This window comes from Acrocarpospora sp. B8E8 (assembly GCF_039871605.1).
Taxonomy (GTDB): Bacteria; Actinomycetota; Actinomycetes; order Streptosporangiales; family Streptosporangiaceae; genus Acrocarpospora; species Acrocarpospora macrocephala.
The window spans coordinates 1-15590 of sequence record NZ_JBDPLV010000048.1; the positions used below are offsets into that span (position 1 = coordinate 1).

At 69.7% G+C, this 15590-nt stretch carries 15 protein-coding genes; 7 read left to right on the forward strand and 8 right to left on the reverse strand.

Translation table 11 applies throughout. From position 1 onward, the window contains the following. Window positions 1-568: 568 nt before the first annotated feature. The 4 genes from ABGB08_RS35730 to ABGB08_RS35745 form a co-directional block, all read right to left on the reverse strand. Entirely contained in the window at window positions 569-1012 is a 444-nt protein-coding gene (locus ABGB08_RS35730) for a hypothetical protein (RefSeq protein WP_347599826.1), read from the reverse strand. Window positions 1013-1424: 412 nt separating this feature from the next. Further along, complete coding sequence (locus ABGB08_RS35735; protein ID WP_347599829.1) at window positions 1425-1814, reverse strand: STAS domain-containing protein; 390 nt, start codon at window positions 1812-1814, stop codon at window positions 1425-1427. A gap of 128 nt (window positions 1815-1942) precedes the next feature. After that, a complete protein-coding gene (locus ABGB08_RS35740) occupies window positions 1943-3100 on the reverse strand; it encodes a histidine kinase (RefSeq protein ID WP_347599832.1) in 1158 nt (385 codons plus the stop codon). Between the two features lie 51 nt (window positions 3101-3151). Further along, the gene (locus tag ABGB08_RS35745) at window positions 3152-4576 is read right to left on the reverse strand and encodes an MFS transporter (protein WP_347599834.1); all 1425 of its coding nucleotides are present in this window, start codon (window positions 4574-4576) and stop codon (window positions 3152-3154) included. A gap of 150 nt (window positions 4577-4726) precedes the next feature. On the opposite strand from ABGB08_RS35745, the gene ABGB08_RS35750 reads away from it, so the two are divergent. After that, window positions 4727-5302, forward strand: coding sequence for a helix-turn-helix domain-containing protein (locus ABGB08_RS35750; protein WP_347599837.1), 576 nt, complete (start codon window positions 4727-4729; stop codon window positions 5300-5302). A gap of 120 nt (window positions 5303-5422) precedes the next feature. Continuing rightward, the gene (locus ABGB08_RS35755; RefSeq protein ID WP_347599840.1) at window positions 5423-5785 is read left to right on the forward strand and encodes a hypothetical protein; all 363 of its coding nucleotides are present in this window, start codon (window positions 5423-5425) and stop codon (window positions 5783-5785) included. On the opposite strand, the gene ABGB08_RS35760 is transcribed toward ABGB08_RS35755, so the two are convergent. After that, window positions 5739-8051 (reverse strand): LLM class flavin-dependent oxidoreductase, encoded by a 2313-nt coding sequence (locus ABGB08_RS35760; protein ID WP_347599843.1) that lies wholly within the window; start codon window positions 8049-8051, stop codon window positions 5739-5741. The genes ABGB08_RS35755 and ABGB08_RS35760 overlap by 47 nt on opposite strands. 113 nt (window positions 8052-8164) lie before the next feature. Between ABGB08_RS35760 and ABGB08_RS35765 the strand changes: the two genes are divergently transcribed. After that, on the forward strand, window positions 8165-8659 hold the full coding sequence (locus ABGB08_RS35765; RefSeq protein ID WP_347599846.1) for a MarR family winged helix-turn-helix transcriptional regulator: 495 nt from the start codon (window positions 8165-8167) through the stop codon (window positions 8657-8659). A gap of 40 nt (window positions 8660-8699) precedes the next feature. On the opposite strand, the gene ABGB08_RS35770 is transcribed toward ABGB08_RS35765, so the two are convergent. Continuing rightward, on the reverse strand, window positions 8700-9488 hold the full coding sequence (locus tag ABGB08_RS35770) for a class I SAM-dependent methyltransferase (protein ID WP_347599849.1): 789 nt from the start codon (window positions 9486-9488) through the stop codon (window positions 8700-8702). An 85-nt stretch (window positions 9489-9573) separates the two neighbouring features. On the opposite strand from ABGB08_RS35770, the gene ABGB08_RS35775 reads away from it, so the two are divergent. Genes ABGB08_RS35775 through ABGB08_RS35790 form a run of 4 tightly spaced genes read left to right on the forward strand, consistent with a single transcriptional unit; the run spans window position 9574 to window position 13658 of the window. Next, a complete protein-coding gene (locus ABGB08_RS35775; protein WP_347599852.1) occupies window positions 9574-10632 on the forward strand; it encodes a GNAT family N-acetyltransferase in 1059 nt (352 codons plus the stop codon). Next, the gene (locus ABGB08_RS35780; RefSeq protein ID WP_347599855.1) at window positions 10617-11828 is read left to right on the forward strand and encodes an MFS transporter; all 1212 of its coding nucleotides are present in this window, start codon (window positions 10617-10619) and stop codon (window positions 11826-11828) included. The genes ABGB08_RS35775 and ABGB08_RS35780 overlap by 16 nt, the downstream gene beginning before the upstream one ends. Continuing rightward, entirely contained in the window at window positions 11825-12976 is a 1152-nt protein-coding gene (locus tag ABGB08_RS35785; protein ID WP_347599858.1) for a hypothetical protein, read from the forward strand. Before ABGB08_RS35780 ends, ABGB08_RS35785 begins: the two co-directional genes overlap by 4 nt. After that, the gene (locus tag ABGB08_RS35790; RefSeq protein WP_347599861.1) at window positions 12969-13658 is read left to right on the forward strand and encodes an HAD-IA family hydrolase; all 690 of its coding nucleotides are present in this window, start codon (window positions 12969-12971) and stop codon (window positions 13656-13658) included. Before ABGB08_RS35785 ends, ABGB08_RS35790 begins: the two co-directional genes overlap by 8 nt. Here the strand turns inward: ABGB08_RS35790 and ABGB08_RS35795 are convergent. Both ABGB08_RS35795 and ABGB08_RS35800 read right to left on the reverse strand, forming a co-directional pair. Next, window positions 13655-14551 (reverse strand): aminoglycoside phosphotransferase family protein, encoded by an 897-nt coding sequence (locus tag ABGB08_RS35795; protein WP_347599864.1) that lies wholly within the window; start codon window positions 14549-14551, stop codon window positions 13655-13657. The two genes, ABGB08_RS35790 and ABGB08_RS35795, sit on opposite strands and share 4 nt — an antisense overlap. Further along, window positions 14548-15579 (reverse strand): hypothetical protein, encoded by a 1032-nt coding sequence (locus ABGB08_RS35800; protein WP_347599867.1) that lies wholly within the window; start codon window positions 15577-15579, stop codon window positions 14548-14550. Before ABGB08_RS35800 ends, ABGB08_RS35795 begins: the two co-directional genes overlap by 4 nt. Between the last annotated feature and the right edge of the window lie 11 nt (window positions 15580-15590).

Here is a 15590-nt window from a genome sequence, read left to right on the forward strand (position 1 = left end):
CATGATGGGAGGACAGGCACGGATGATCCTCATCGGAGATTACGCAGCGTAGACACCTACGTGATCTTGAGGTTCCGTGCCTGTGTTACGTCTGGCTCCTTGCTCGCGGCCTATCCGCGCGACCTCTTAGTGTGGCCAGCAGCGCGGCTGGTCCGGCGTTTTTTCTTCCAGTGCCGATCACGTTCATGGTCTGAGCTCCTCGCGGTAATGCCGCCCACGCGGCTGCTCGATGTATGCAGATGAGGCTATGGAGCCGCTGTTGCCACGTGGTTGCCATGCGCAGCGCAGCGAGACACGAGGCTGGCAGCAGGGTGAACATGCCGGACCGACCGTTTGGCCATGCAATCCGCGCGGGGGCGACCGTGAGGGAGTGTTGCCGGCGCAGCGCGGGCCGCGTGTTTGATCTTGAGGTTGCCGGGGTGCGGGTGCGTTTGGGCTGGGGGGTTGGGTCCGGCCGGTTGGTCGGGGTGGGGATGACGGGGTGTTGTACGTCATGTTTTTCACGTACGGGGTCACGTGCCGCTCTCTCCGGCCGTCCCAGCTTCCCTCGCTGGTCAGAGGCGGTGCCTCACCCCACGAGGGGGAGGAATTCCTTGTGGACCTCGTTTGAGTTGATCTCGTAGGAGGAACCGTCCGCGCGGCGGAAGAAGTTCCGCGTGTAGATCTCATCCCCGGTGGCGGCGTCCTCGTCCAGCCGGTAACCGGCCACCTTGAAACGATCTCTGTTGCCGGGGTAGTTCCGGTAGAGCATCGTGTCGTCGGGGTCCGGCCAGTCGGCTCCCATGTACCTGGTCGTGGTGAGCGTGTCGGTGGCCAAGCGGGGGGAGCAGGAGTTCTCGGCAATCACGTAGAGGTCGCCGCGAAGCTGGGTGATGGTCAGGGTGCAGCGCCCGGCTGCCTGCGTGGATTCGGCCAGGGCGGGCTGGGCCAGGACGGGGACTGTTGCGAGGGTCGTCAGTGCCGCTATCGCGAGCGTCGCTGCGGCTCGCTTGTGGATTGCTGTGGTCTTCATTTCGCTTTCCTTGTGGTTGGGTCTGGATATCTGGTGAGGATCAGTAGGTGAAGGTCTTGCGCCCTGGTGGCTGATCCCCTGCCATATCGGGACGGTGCCGTGGAGGTGCGCGGCGTCGATGAGTTGCCTTCACCTGCTTAGGCGTTCCATGGGGTTCCATTGCATTCCAACGCGTGATAGGGGCAATCGGGTGGTCGGTCCGCCGTCGATATCTGGCGCTCGACGTCGGTGATGTGGCCACCTGTATCGGCCTGGCCCGTCGCTTTCCCGTTGTCCTCCGCCCATCAGACGGCCGGGGGTTGCCTCAAATCCCCGTAGTTGATCTTGGAGTGTCCCGCGGCGGCGTTCTTAATGATCTTGGTGTCGTCGCGATGGTTGCGGGCGGCTGCCGCTCCCGCTGGGATCGGGCGGGTCAGGTTTGGCTGGTGGGGGGGCCTGGGGCGTGGGCGGCCTCTATGGCGGCGTCTAGCGTTTCGTGTGGTGGTATGTGGTCGCTCAGGTGGGTGAGGTCCAGGAGGCGTCGGGCTCGGCTACCGGTGGGGGCGACCACGATTAGGTGCCGGTCGTTGCTGGTGAGGCGTTGGCGGGCGTTGATGATCAGGTCTAGCCCGGCTGATGCGATGAAGTCGATCTGGGTGAGATCAATGATCAGCACGGCCGGTTCGTCGGCCCGCATGAGATCGTCGAGGGCGGCTTCGACGATGGATGAGGTGGCGAAGTCCCGTTCGCCGATGAGGCGTAGCACCGTGCGCGTGTCGAGTCGCCAGGTCTGTACCTGTAGCGGTGGAGGGTCTTCGGTCACGGTGTGCCCTCTCCGCCTGCGGTTTCCGGTGCCTGGTCACCGTCCGGCCTGTGCAAGCGGCCTGAGGGGGTCGCGTGGGGACAGCGTAGTGGCGGTCCACGGTGATGGGAATGCGGCGCGGGTGATCTTCAGAGAGGCGGACGGTACGGCTTGCTGGTCGGTCCATACTCTACGCCGCCATCCTTAATGATCTTGGTGGGCGGGCTTCCGTGACGAACTGCGGGCGGCTGCCGCTCCCCCGGGACCGGGCCGGAGGCCCGCATGCCCGGGGGGAGGGCGGCGTTTTGCCGCCCGGGCAGCCCGAGCCTGCTCGTGTAGGCCCGGCACAGCTCCTCGATCGCGGGCACCAGACCGGCGTCCTCCAGCGCCACCGGGCGCAGTTCGAGCAGGATGGCCCGCATCTCCCGCATCGCCCGGGTCGCCGTGCTCTCCATCGCCTCGGACTCGCGCCGCAGCCGGTCTGGGGCGGCCCGGCGCATTCCGGCGGCCAGCAGGCTCAGCGAGAACAGGTCCTGGGAGATGGAGTCGTGCAGCTCGCGGGCGATCCTGACCCGCTCGGCCTGCCGCGCCTCGGCCTGCCCGGCCGCCCGCTCGGCGTCCAGGGCCGACTCCAGCCGTTCGGTCATCCGGTTGAACGACTCCTCCAGCTGGCCCACCTCGTCCCCGCCGGTCACCGCCACCCGCGGGCGGAAGTCACCCTGGGCGGCCGCGCCGGTGGAACCGGCGTAGTCCGCCGGCGCCTCGGCGTAGACGTATCCGGCGATCTTGTATGGTTTCCCGCCGCTGGAGTGGCTGATCAGGACCGGGTTCACCCACCAGATGACGTTCCCCGTCCGCGCCTTGCCCTGCCCGCCGCCGCTGACGACGGGCACGTCGAGCACGCCGCCAGGAGGGTAGGCGTCCACGGCCGAGCTGGCCACGATCCGGCCGTCGGGGTCGGCCAGCACCTCGATGGGCTTGTCCGGAGAGGTCCCCTTGGCGGACACGATCTGGATGCCCTGGTTGTCGAGCCTGGTGCCCTGGAGCGAGACCAGGGGTCCCGCCTCCCGCTGCGCCAGGAACAGCAGGCTGGGGATGTTCAGCTTGGGGTTATCGGAACTGATCTTGCTGATGGTGAGACTGAGAATCTTCGCGTCCTGAGTGGCCAGGCTCTGCAGGCGGTTCCGCAGGTCGGAGTCGCCCAGCAGCGACGGCACGAAGACACCCAGCAGGGCCGCCTCCACCACCAGCACGGCCGCCGCCGTCACCAGCACGTACGACGCGGCCATCCGGCGCCTGAGGCCCATGTCCGCAGCGTAACGCCCCGGCGGGAATCGCTCCTCCCCCGCTCGGGGGACCTAGCGGGTAGCGGCGACGAGCGGTTCCGCAGCCGTCTCGGGTGCCCTGCGGCCACGGGCGGCCGGCACCAGGAGCGCCAGGCCGACGGTGATCGCCGAGGTCACGGCCACCAGGACGAAGGCGCTGGTGAAGCCGGTCTCGTAGGGCAGGCCGCCCGGCTGGAGGTGCGCGGTGATGGTGGTGCTGACGACGGCCGTGCCGATCGAGCCGCCGATGGTGCGGATGTTGGCGTTCATGCCGCTGGCGGCGCCGGTCTGGTGGGCCGGGACGCTCTGCACGATCAGGTTGGTCATGGCGGCGTAGGCCAGGCCGAGGCCGAAGCCGAAGATCCCGCCGGCGGTCGCGAGCTGCCACGGCTGGTCGTGAAAGATCGCGAAGGAGGCGCTCGTCAGGACGCTGAGCACCGAACCGAGCACCAGTTGCCCCTTGACGCCGATGATCGGGGCGATCGGACCGCTGAGGACTCCCGCGACGGCCATGGTCACGAGCATGGGCAGCATCAGCAGCCCGGCTTCGGTGACGGTGGAGCCGAGGCCGTAACCGGTGGCCGACGGGATCTGCATGAAGATCGGCAGGAACGCGTAGACCGGGAACATGCTCGCCCCGAACAGCAACGCCGTCAGGTTGGTGGTCCAGACGGCCGGCAGGCGCATCATGCGCATGTCGATCAGCGGGTGCGACGAGCTCAGCTCGACCCAGATCCACAGCGCCAGCAGCGCAGCGGCGAGGGCGAACAACCCGATCGTCGCGGGCGAGCTCCAGCCCCACGACGAGGCTTCGCTGAGCGGGATCAGCAGCGCCACCAGCCATCCCGACAGCAGCACCGCGGCCAGCCAGTCGATCCGCCCGGGGGTGCGCACCGGAGACTCCGGGACGTACCGATGGGCCAATATCGCGGTCACCCCGACAATGATCACCGGGAACCCGAACAGCCACCGCCAGTTCAGTGATTCGACGATCGGGCCGGCCAGAACGATGCCCAACCCGCCTCCCACCGCGATCACGGCCGACAGGCCGCCGATCATCGAGGGCACCCGCCGGGCGGGGAACTCGTCGCGGATGATGCCGAACGCCATGGGGAAGACGGCTCCGCCCAGCCCTTGGATCACCCGGCCGACGATCAGCACCCCGATGGTCGGAGCCAGCGCGGCGGTCAGGCAGCCGACCGCGATCGCGCCCAGGGCGATGAGAAGCGTGCGCTCCTTGCCGATCATGTCGCCGATCCGGCCCAGCAGGGGGGTCGCGACCGAAGCCGACAGCAGCCACGCGGTCAGCACCCAGGTCACGGTGCTCTGGCTGGTGTTCAGGTCGTGCTGGATGGTGGGCAGCACGGGGCTGACCAGGGACTGCAAAATCGAGAAAGAGGCCACGGCGGCCGAGAGCACCACAAAGGTCAGCCGTGTAGACGAGGTCGTGCTTGCCATGGAGAATCCTTCGACGCGGAGAGCGCGGGATGATCGATACCTGCCGGCGGGCATCGCTGAAGAGATGCCTGCTAAAGTTGAGGCATACCTCCACAATAGCGGAGGCATGCCTCCGGTACAAGTCGCGGTCCAGGTCAGGGGAGGAAGACGATGACAGACAAGGCCGTCGCGATGCGCCGCCCGCACCGGGCCGACGCGCGGCGCAACTTCGACGCCCTGCTCAGCGCCGCCCGCGAGGCGTTCGCGGAGAAGGGCACCGAGGCCTCGCTGGAGGACATCGCCCGCCGCGCGGGCGTCGGGATCGGCACGCTCTACCGCAACTTCCCGACCCGCCAGGACCTGTTCGAGAGCGTGTACGTCGGCGAGGTCGAGGACCTCTGCGCGGCGGCGGAACAGGTCGCCGAGCTCCCCCCGTGGGAGGCCCTGGTCACCTGGCTGCGCCGTTTCGTCTCGTACGTGGCCACCAAGCGGGCCATCTACGAGGCGCTCAACCGCGAGTCCGAGATGTTCCGTACCTGCAGGGTCGCCATGTACGGCGCGGGAGAGCCCCTACTCGCCCGGGCCCAGCAGGCCGGCGAAGCCCGCGCGGACGCCAGCTTCGACGACGTGCTGCGGCTGGTCAGCGGCATCACCGCCGGCGCCTTCGCGGACGACGCGCAGCGCGAGCGGGTGCTGGGCATCGCCCTCGACGGCGTACGGGCACGCCCCGCAGCCAGCACCGGGTGAAATCGGTGGTGATGTGGCCATCCTGATGTCACGCTCGGACGGTGGATAAGCCGGAAATTTCCACTCACGGTGCTACGAAGCCCCCCGGGAATGGCAAGGCTCCCGAGCGGTTCACGATCGATGACTTCGTCCGGGGTGCGGACGGGCCGCGCGACTGGCGGCGACTACCCCGGCTGGTGGGAGCCTCGTTCCGGCTTCCGCGACGCGCCGTTCATCGTGCTCGACGAGCCCACCGCGTCCCTCGACGCGCGCGCCGAGCACGACTTGTTCCAGCGGATCCGCGAGCTGTTCCGGGGGCGTACGGTGCTGCTCATCTCGCACCGGTTCTCCACTGTGCGGTCGGCCGACCACATCTACGTGCTGCACGGCGGCGAGATCGAGGAGCGCGGGAGCCACGAGGAGCTGATGGCCTCCGGCGGCCGCTATTCAGAACTTTTCACCCTGCAGGCGGCGGCGTTCCTGGATCCCGAGGCGGAACGTTGAAGTTGTCGCGGAAGACGTTGTCGGGGTCGTAGCGGAGTTTCAGCGCGCGCAGCCGCTGGAGGGTCTCGGTGGGGTAGGCGTCGGTGAGGCGCTCGGGGCGCAGGTCGGTCTCGAAGTTGATGTAGAGGCCGGAGAAGTGGTGGTGCATCGCGTCCCAGACCCGGTCCAGTCCGGTGCGGTTCGGACCGAACGCGACGACCTGGAAGTTCGCCGAGCGGTGGGCGTAGGCGGTGGCGTCGGGGGCGACATCGGCCACGGCCCCGCCGACCGAGCGGATCTGGAAGAAGTAGGACTCCCCGCTCATGATCAGGTCCGTCGCGGCGGCGGCGAATTCGGGGGTGATGTGGCCGACGAGCCCGGAGCGGGTCACGGGTTCGCCCTGCGCGTCGTGCGCGGCGGGCGGGGCCGCCATGACCGCCGGGTACGGCACGCGCTGGATGGCGTGGTCCAGCAGCGGCCCGGCATCGGCCAGGGGCTGGATCCTGTCGATGATCGTGTCGGGGTCGTCGCTGTCGACCACGGCCATGACCTGGGCGATGACCGGCTGCCCCGGCCGTGGCCGCCCGATGATGAGGAAACTGGTGAGATCCCGTGGCGCGGCCTCCACCGCGGCCCCCCAGCGTTCCAGGAACCCGGCGGTGTCGCTGGCGTCGAGCACCAGCTGCCCGAATCCCACGTCGCCGACCTCGTCCGCCTCGAACTCGAAGGAGGTGACGATGCCGAAGTTCGCCCCCGCGCCGCGCACCGCCCAGAACAGGTCGGCGTTCTCGGTCTCGCTGGCGCGGGTGAGGGTGCCGTCGGCCAGGACGATGTCGACGGCGCGCAGGTGGTCGATGGTCAGGCCGTGCTCGCGGACCAGCCAGCCGATGCCGCCCGAGGTGGCGAGGCCGCCGACGCCGACCCCGCCGTAGTCTCCGGAGCTGAGCGCCCACCCGTGCGGGGCGAGCGCGGCGGCGACCTCGCTCCATCGCGCGCCCGGCTCGACGCGGATCCGGCGCGTCTCCTTGTCCAGGACCTCGATCTGATGGAGTTTCGCCAGGTCGATGACGATGCCGCCGCGGTTGGTGGACCGGCCGCCGATGCCGTGCCCGCCACTGCGGATCGACAGTTTCACGGGCTGCCGCCGGGCGAAGGACAGCGCGTCGGCCACCTCGTCCACGGTGCGGGGCCGCAGGACCAGGCCCGGCGAGCCGCCCCGCAGGTAGGTGGACCTGACGGCGGCGTATCCGGAGTCGCCCGGTTCGATCGCCGCGCCCGCGAGGGAGGCCGGAAGTCCGTCGTAATCGATATCCGGGTGGCGGCGGTCGCGGATGGAGACGCTCGGCACCGTGTCATGGGCGGTCGGCACCGTGCCCTGGGCGGTCCCGCGTGCGGCGCGTTCCGCGGCGACGGCTTCGCGGAGCGCGGGTGCGACCTCCTGGCCGAAGATCTGGATGGCGGCCGGGTCGTCGCCCATGAGGATGTAGCCGGAGAATCCGTACTCCAGGGTCAGGACCGCCAGCTGCTCGACCCACTGCTGGGGTGGGCCGGACAGGAACCCGTCCCCCGCCGGGCCGAACCGGCCGCCGATGTTGAGCAGGCGGCGGACCGCCGAAGGGTCGCGCCCGGCCTGGGCAGCGGCCTCGTCGATGATCGCGTTGCTCGTGGCGATCTCGTCCAGGCCGCCCTTCAGGTACGGCAGGGACGGCAGCCACCCGTCGGCCTTGCCCCCGGTCAGCCGGAGCATCTTCGGCTTGTAGGCCCCCACCCAGATCCCGATGTCATGCGCCGGGGCGGGACCGCGCTTGGCGCCGTCGACCTGGTAGTACGTCCCGTCCACCCGCAAGATCGATTTGTTGTCGGCATCCCAGATGCCGCGGATGATGTCGATGGCCTCGCTCAGGGCCTGCACCCCCTGGGCGGGAGTCAGCCGCCGCCCGCCCATCGCGCCGATCGCGTCCCAGAAGCCGCCCGCGCCCAGGCCGAGCTCGACGCGCCCGCCGGACAGCAGGTCCAGGCTCGCCGCCGCCCGCGCCAGCACGGCCGGCGGGCGCAGCGGGAGGTTGAGGACGTTGGCCGAGACATGGATGCGCTCGGTTTGCGAGGCGACGTAGGACAGCAGCGTCCAGGTGTCGAGGAATCCCGGCTGGTAGGGGTGGTCCTGGAAGGTCACCAGGTCCAGACCCGCGGCCTCCGACGCCCGCGCCAGGCCCACGACCTGCTGCGGCGCGGCGTTCACCGGGGTGATGAAGGACCCGAAGATCAGGTCGTGGCCGTAGTCGGACATCCGTCCGCCTCTCCTCCCGAGCGATGCGCTCTGCCATCCAGATGAGTTGTCGCACAAACTATATTCATTGCCGATGTTTTGTCGAACAGCGCTTCCCTGGGTAATATTTCGCCATGACACCTCAGGAGCGGCGCGCGGACGGCGACTTCGGCTGGCATCTCGGCGTGCTCCTGTCCGCGTATCACGGCTCGGTGACCCCGCTGCTCGGGGAACTCCCGCACGCCATGCGCGGCTACCAGATCCTGTCCACGGTGGTCCACGGCGACCAGCCCACCCAGGCCGCCCTGGCCGGCCACCTGAGCATCGACCGCACCGTGATGACCTACCTCATCGACGACCTCGTCAAGGCCGGCCTGGTCGAACGCCAGCTCAACCCGGCCGACCGCCGGGCCAGGAAGATCGTCGTCACCCCGCTGGGCGAACGCACCCTCGCCGAACTGGAACAGCGGGTCCGCGAGGCCGAGGAGAGCCTCCTGGGCGGGCTCGACGAGCGGCAGCGGGCGGCCTTCCGCGACCTGCTGCGCCGCGTGGCCTGCGGTCTCCGCGACATCGAACCGCAGGCCGACCCGTGCGTCGCCGCCGAGCACGTCCTGACGGAACTGCCCTGAGCTACGCGCGCGACAGCGTGCGGGCAATCGGGCCCGGCTGTCAGCGCCTGCCGCGCACCGCCCAGGCCCGGGCGGTCAGAGCGATCTGGCCGTCGGCCTCGATCGGCAGTCGCGTCCGGATGAGTTCCCGCAGGTCGGCGCGGCGATCCCCGGCCAGGGACACGGCGTAACCCGGCGCGGGGCCCTGGCCGCCGAGGAACGGGAGCCAGTAGTCGTCGAAGTCGCGGAATCGGGTGGGCACGTCGATCGCGGACACCTCCACGCCGGCCAGCCCGCCTCCGGTGAACAGCGAGGCGAGGGCGTCGGGATGGCACAGCGGGAAGCGCGTCCCCTCGTAGAGGTCTCGCGCCTGGGGGTCGAGTTCTACGGCGGCGTCCCAGAAATGCCGGATGAACTGCGCCCCATCGGCGTAGTCCCACACGTATGCGCCGATCACACCATCGGTGCGGGTCACCCGGGTCATCTCGGCCACGGCGCGCTCGGGTTCGGGCACGAAGTTGAGCACGAGGCCGCTGATGGTCGCGTCCATCTCGCCGTCGCCCAAGGAAAGTGCCGTGGCGGTGCCGACCTGGAAGCCGGCGCGCGGGTCGGTGACATGGGCACGGGCGTAGGCGAGGAAGCCCTCCGACTGATCGATGCCGATCACCCTGGCGGGTGCGGCGAACCTCAGGACGGCCTCGGTGACCGCCCCGGTCCCGCACCCGACGTCCGCCCACTGGCATCCGTCCGCGATGTCCAGCCACCGCAGGAAATCCGCCGCCACAAGACGGCTCCACCGCCCGACATACGGCTCGTACGCGTCCCCTAATGCCCATACCTCAGCGCTCATGTCCGACAAAGTACGGCGTAAGTGGACCTGTGGGTTGCCGTATGGCGGTGCTTTCATGGGGTCGGGATACGACCGGGGGTGAAGTTTGGAAGTCTCGTTCGGCCGGAGCGTCCGGGGATTGTTCGCGGGCGAGGACGGCGGGGAGTTGTACAGCAGTGATGCCTGGCTGGAGCTTCTTGAGCGGGTGGGTCATGAGCACCGGTATCTGACTGTCGCCGACGGTCCGGGCCGCGCGATGGTGCCGGTGTGTGCGGGAGAGCAGGTCAGGTCTGGCCGTTATGCCGTGGGCCATCTGCTCGCCGGTCGGCTGGCCGCGCGGGAGTGTGTCGTGGCCGCGCCGCAGGCGGGGTATCGCAACGCGCCGAGGCTGGCCGGTGGCGCGACGGCCGCGCTTCTGGCGGGTGGAGTTCTGGACGCTTTTCCGGATCGGGTCACGATCATCCCCTACGTCAGCACGGACACCGCTGAGGACCTGCGGGCCGCCGGCGTCCAGGTGGAACCGCTGGTCAGCGATGCGTGGTTGACGCTTCCCGGGAGTGGGTTCGACGACTACGCGCAGTCCCTGGCACCGAAGCGGCGGCGTATGGTGCGCGCCGAGATGCAGGCTGCGGTGGAGTCGGGGGTGCGCTATTCCGTCGTGGATCCGATGGATTGCGCGGACGAAGCCGCCGCTCTCTTCGTCGGTCAGATGCGGAAATATGACGCTAACTACCGGCGGCCCGCCAGCGACTACATCGAGTATCTCAAGGAATGCGCTGGGCTTCTGAAGGGCTTCATGATCACGGCTCGGTTTCGGGGTTCCCTTCTCGGGTGCGCGGTGTTCTTCCTTCACGGCGGCACGCTCTGGGGGCGGATGCTCGGCATCGATCACCGGCAACCGGCGCACCGCCAGGTCTATTTTCAGCTCGTCTTCTACCGGGCCATCGAGCTCGCCTACGAGATCGGCGCGAGGGCGCTGCATCTCGGCATCGGCTCCTACGCGGCCAAGACACAGCGCGGCGCCGTACTGGAAACGCTGTGGGTGGGTCTGGCCGGGAGGGATCCTGAACTGGTCGCGATCGCCCGCGACGGCGTGCGCGAACGCCGCCGGGCCGACGCGGCGGAATCGCTTGATCAGCCCCCTTCGCCGTGCGCGCCTACGTAGGCGTCCTCGCCGGGCCGGTCTTCCGCCGTTACTACGCCGCCCAGTCGGCCTCGATGCTCGGGGACGCCTTCGCCCCTACGGCGATCGCCCTCTGCCTGGTCGGGACCGGTGACGACGGAACCTGGCTCAGCACCTTCCTCGCCGCGGTCACCCTGCCACGCCTGGTCGTCACGCTGGCCGGCGGCGTCCTGGGGGACGCGCTCCCGAAGCTGCCGCTGCTCATGGCCGGCTTTCTCGCGCGCGGCTGCCTGCAACTCGCCACCGGCCTGCTGTTCCTCCTCGACGGCCCGCTACTGGCGGCCCTGCTCTGCCAGCTGCTGTACGGCACCGTCGCGAGCATCGTGTTCCCGGTGGGCTTCGCCTACCTGCCGGTCTGCGTCGGCGAGCGGGACCTGGGCCCGGCCAACGGCCTGCTCGCCAGCACGCTGAACCTCGCGAACATCGTCGGCCCGACGTTCGTCGCCCTGATCGCCTTGGTCACCCGGGACGCGGCCGTGGCGATAGTCCTGGACGGGGTCACCTTCTTCGCCGCCGCGCTGCTGATGCGCGGACTTCCCAGGGGCGCCGCGACGGGCGGGATCAGCCTGGGCGGCGGGATCGCGAGCCTGCGCGCCGGGTGGGACGCGCTGCGGCGGGTCCGCTGGCTGCTGCTGGAGACCAGCGTGTCCGCCTCGATGTTGTTCTTCGTGACGGCGCCGTTCATGGTGTTCGGCCCGTCGCTGGTCGAGTCCCACGGCTCCGGGGCGTGGGCGCTGGTCATGACCGCGTTCGGCGTGGGCAGCGTGCTCGGCGGCATGGCGGCGGGTGCGGCCAGACCCTCCCGGCCGGTCCTGTGGGCCGGAGCCGGGTTGGGCCTGCTCGCCTTCCCGCCGCTGGCCCTGGCCCTGGACCAGCCCTTCTGGATCATCTGTGTGGCGGAGGCCGGAGCCGGTGTCGGGATCGCCGCCTATTCGGTGCTGATGTCGGCATCGATCCAGGAATCCGTGGAGTCCGGGTTGATGGCCCGGGTCAGTGCGGTCTCTTCGGCCGGATCTTTCGTGCTGTTCCCGCTGGGCCTCCTGATCGCCCCCGTGGTCGCGGGCGGAGCCGGGCAGTCCGTTGTCCTGATATTTGGCGGCTTATGGGCGGTCGCGGGGACGCTGGTCCTGGTGGCCAGCCGTGACGTGCGCGCCTACCGCGCGGAGGGCCCGGGGTGAACGGGACATCGTCGCCGTCGATCGACGCCGTCGCGGAGCGGCTGCTTGAGCGTGAGCTGGAGCGGTCGGCCGCGTGGCTGCGGGCTGAAGAGGGCAGGGTCGCGGACCGCCAGAGCTACGTGACCGTCCATGCCGAGGACGGTCAGGCGATCGGGATGGCGGCCTGCTACCTGGTCCCCCGCGCCGGAACGCATCGCGCGTACCAGCCGGCCGAAGTCCTGCTCGGCGCGCGAGCCGAGCAGCTCGCCCGGCGAGACGACCTGGAACGCCTCGCCGTGCTGCGGCGGCTCGCCGCGGACCGGTGCGGCGACACGCTGGTCGTCGTGACACCGGGTACGGCCACGGCATCGGGCGTGGTCCTCGCGCATGACCAGGGGATCGCCGAGACCTTGGTGTGTGCGGTGGAGTCGGTCGCGCGATCCTGGGGAGCCACGCATGTGGAGTTCGCCCATCTCCAGGCGACGGGTCGAGACCGTTGGATCGCGAAGGTCCTCGACGCGCGGGGCTACGCCGACGCGCTGGTCGGCGCCAACGCCGTTCTGGACGTGACGTTCCCCAGCCTGGACGCCTACTTCGCAGGTTTCACCGCCAACCGGCGCAAGGTGCTGCGCAAGGAGCGCCGCCGCTACCTCGACGAGGGTCATCGGGTGTCGGCGGGCAGCGACCTGACCGGCGACCTGGTCCCGCTCCAGCTGGAGCGCTACCTGAGGTACGGCTTCGAAGCCGACACTCACGCCGTCCGGGATCGTTTCGCCCGCGCGCGCACGATCCCCGGCCTCCAAGTTGTACGGGCGGACAGCCAGGACGGCCCCGCCGGATTCGTCGCCTGCTACCACGACCCGCATCGCTCCCGCCTGGTGCCCCGGCTGGGCGCCTTCGGCCGCGACCGGGCCGGGGTGTATTTCAATCTCGCGTTCTACGAGCTGATCATCCACGCCATCGAGATCGGCGCGCGGTCGATCCACTACGGCACGCACTCCTACGAGGCGAAGACCCACCGGGGTTGCCGCCTCGAACGCCTGCACACCCGCATCCTCGCGCTGGACGGCGACCAGGACTGGCTGGCGGACGCGGCGGCGCTGCGCGGCGGGCTGGAGGAGTCCGAACTCGCCCGCTTTCACCACCAGAACGGGGACCAGGTTGCCTGACACGATCACCACGGTGCTCTTCGACGCCGCCGGAACGCTCTTCGACCTCGACCCCCCGATGGCCCGGCTGATAGCGGACGAGGTGACCGCCGGCGGAGTTCCCGTGACTCAAGCGGAGATCGAGCGAGCGGTCAGCCTCGTCGGCACGTCTGAGGGCTGGCCCGACGACCAGAGTTCGGCGTCCGCGCGCGTCGAGGCCTGGTCCCACTTCGTCGGGAACGTCCTGCGCGCGGCCGGTCAGTCACACCCGGAGCCGCGGACAATCGCCCAGAAGATCCTGGACCCGACCCGATATGTCCTGTACCCCGAGGCGCGGCCGGTCCTGGACTTGCTGACCGCCGCCGGTATCAGGATCGCCGTCGTGTCCAATTTCGACGACCTGCTGTACGAGATCCTCGACGCCACCGGCATCACCCACTATTTCCGGCTCATCGTGACCTCGTACCGTTTCGGCGCCTACAAGCCCGACGCGTCGATCTTCCAGTACGCACTCGACCAGACGGGCTCACTCCCCCACGAGACACTCCACGTGGGCGACTCGCCGTATTCCGACATCGGCGGCGCCACGGCGGCGGGAATTCACGGCGTGCTGGTGGACAGAACCGGCCGGCACTCCTCCTTCGCGGGCACCCGAATCCCGTCCTTGACCGGCGTGGTGCCGCTCATCAAGATGTCTGGTTAATGCCAGCCCGCGCCGAGTGTCATGAGCAACTCGGCGACCCGAGCCGTCTGCGCTGGAGCCAGGTCCGGCCGGGGCGCCACCGAAAGGAAGACCAGGGCGAGCATCACGGCGGCGTCGAGACGGTAGAGGCAGTCGGCGACCCCCTCCTCCGGGAGGCCGGCGGCGTAACCCTTCCGGATCAGGGCCTCGTCCAAGCCGTTCTCCGGGATTCTGGCGTATTCCGACATACGCGCCAGCTCCATCCGCGGGTCGCCGACGAGCGCGTTGGACCAGTCGATGACCGCGCGCACCAGGCCGCCCCGGCAGAGGAGATTCTGCCGCCGGACGTCCAGGTGCAGCAGGGCGTGGCGGGCGGGAACCACGGCGAGCCGCCTGGCGATCGCGGCGGGCGACGGCAGGCCGCCGAGATCCGGCTGGAGGGCTTGGAGGCGGCGGAATCGTTCCGGCAGCCGTTTGGCGATCAACTCCGGCAGGGACATGCCGTACTGCAGGACCGGCCCGGGTTCCGGCGCGGGCAGGGCATGCAGGGTGGCGAGCAAGGCGCCCACCGACGCCCAGTCGGGGTCCCCGGCGTCGGAGTCGATGAATCGGGAGATCAGGACGGGAAGCCCCGTGCCGGTCTGGTGCCGGCCGAGGACCTCCGCGACCGGGAAGCCCTGGGGTGACAGCCACTCGGCCAGCCGCTGCTCCTGGTCGAGCAGGAGTAAGGCTTCGACCCCCACGTTGTTCGCCGTGTGGAAGGTGCGCGCCCGGGGCATCCGGACGACCAGGTCCTCGCCCTCGGGGCCGGTGCCCCGGAAGGCGAGGAACTCGATCCCGCCGCTCAGCGGCGCCAGCCGTACGATGCCGAGAGCGGAAGCCAGGGCCGCCAGCTCGGCGGGAACGCCGCTCATCCGGAGAGCCTTCGCCACGACCGGCTCAGCCACGCCTCATACCGGGACCCGGACGGCTTGTCCACCACCAGGCAGAGCGGCTCGATGACGCGCCCCCGCCCCCCGGCCATACCGCCGTGCAGGGTGGTGAGATTGTGCCCCACCAGCAGGTCGAACCGCTCCCCCGGCACCTGGACCTCGTAACGCGCGCGGAACTCCGGCCAGGTCAGGCCCATCGCCAGCGAGGTGACATTGCAGAACACCCGGGTGACCTCGCCGGCGCAGCCGCGGCACGGGCAGGTGCCGCTCAGGGTGTGCAGAAGCGGGAAGCGCTCCTTCATCTCCGCCGCGACCGGCCGCTCGCAGTGCAGCAGCGGCACGGCCAGCAGGGCCGTCTCGGTCAGGCCGAGCATGCCGCCGACCGTGGGATAGGAGAAGGAGTGCGTCAGGCCGGCGTCCAGCGCCCGCCTGAGGTTGTCGCCCAGCCAGCGCGCGGTGCTGGGCGCGTCCGGGTTGCCGATGAAACGGGCGGACTTCACGTCTTCGAGGATGCGCAGCCAGTCGTAGTACGTGGTCACGCTCAAGGCCTCGCCGGGGTCGGCGATGAAGATCCCTTGATACATCTTGTGCGCATGCGTGGTGGTGTACCCGGAGCTGGAGAAGGTACGCCAGGCGGGGTCCCAGTCCGGCTCGTCCAGGACGCTCGGGGTGAGATACGAGGCGTGCTGGCCGTCGTGGTGCGGCAGCAGCGAGCGGCACGAGAACGGCTCGGGCACGGGGGTCGCCTGGGCGGCGTCGATCTCCAGGCCCAGGTCGTCGGGCGCGCCCGCGCGGATCAGCTCGGTCCGCAGTTCGGCGGCGACCCGATGCGCCAGCCGGCGGCTGGCGTCGCCGTCGAGCCGGAGCATCCCGATCTTGAAGACGACGAAGCCGTACCGCTCCAGACCCGCGACCGCGTTCTCGGCCACGACCGGAGCCGTCTCCGGCCAGAATTCCTCGTGTTTCATCAGCGAGCAGTCGATCAACTGCTCCATCAGGGGAAATCTCATCGTTCTGCTTT

Bases quoted from the DNA above. Each gene is read 5' to 3' on its own strand.
- ABGB08_RS35730 (WP_347599826.1), bottom strand. From the start codon at position 1,012: ATGAAGACCACAGCAATCCACAAGCGAGCCGCAGCGACGCTCGCGATA.
- ABGB08_RS35740 (WP_347599832.1), bottom strand. From the start codon at position 3,100: ATGGGCCTCAGGCGCCGGATGGCCGCGTCGTACGTGCTGGTGACGGCG.
- ABGB08_RS35745 (WP_347599834.1), bottom strand. From the start codon at position 4,576: ATGGCAAGCACGACCTCGTCTACACGGCTGACCTTTGTGGTGCTCTCG.
- ABGB08_RS35750 (WP_347599837.1), top strand. From the start codon at position 4,727: ATGACAGACAAGGCCGTCGCGATGCGCCGCCCGCACCGGGCCGACGCG.
- ABGB08_RS35755 (WP_347599840.1), top strand. From the start codon at position 5,423: ATGACTTCGTCCGGGGTGCGGACGGGCCGCGCGACTGGCGGCGACTAC.
- ABGB08_RS35760 (WP_347599843.1), bottom strand. From the start codon at position 8,051: ATGTCCGACTACGGCCACGACCTGATCTTCGGGTCCTTCATCACCCCG.
- ABGB08_RS35765 (WP_347599846.1), top strand. From the start codon at position 8,165: ATGACACCTCAGGAGCGGCGCGCGGACGGCGACTTCGGCTGGCATCTC.
- ABGB08_RS35770 (WP_347599849.1), bottom strand. From the start codon at position 9,488: ATGAGCGCTGAGGTATGGGCATTAGGGGACGCGTACGAGCCGTATGTC.
- ABGB08_RS35795 (WP_347599864.1), bottom strand. From the start codon at position 14,551: ATGAGCGGCGTTCCCGCCGAGCTGGCGGCCCTGGCTTCCGCTCTCGGC.
- ABGB08_RS35800 (WP_347599867.1), bottom strand. From the start codon at position 15,579: ATGAGATTTCCCCTGATGGAGCAGTTGATCGACTGCTCGCTGATGAAA.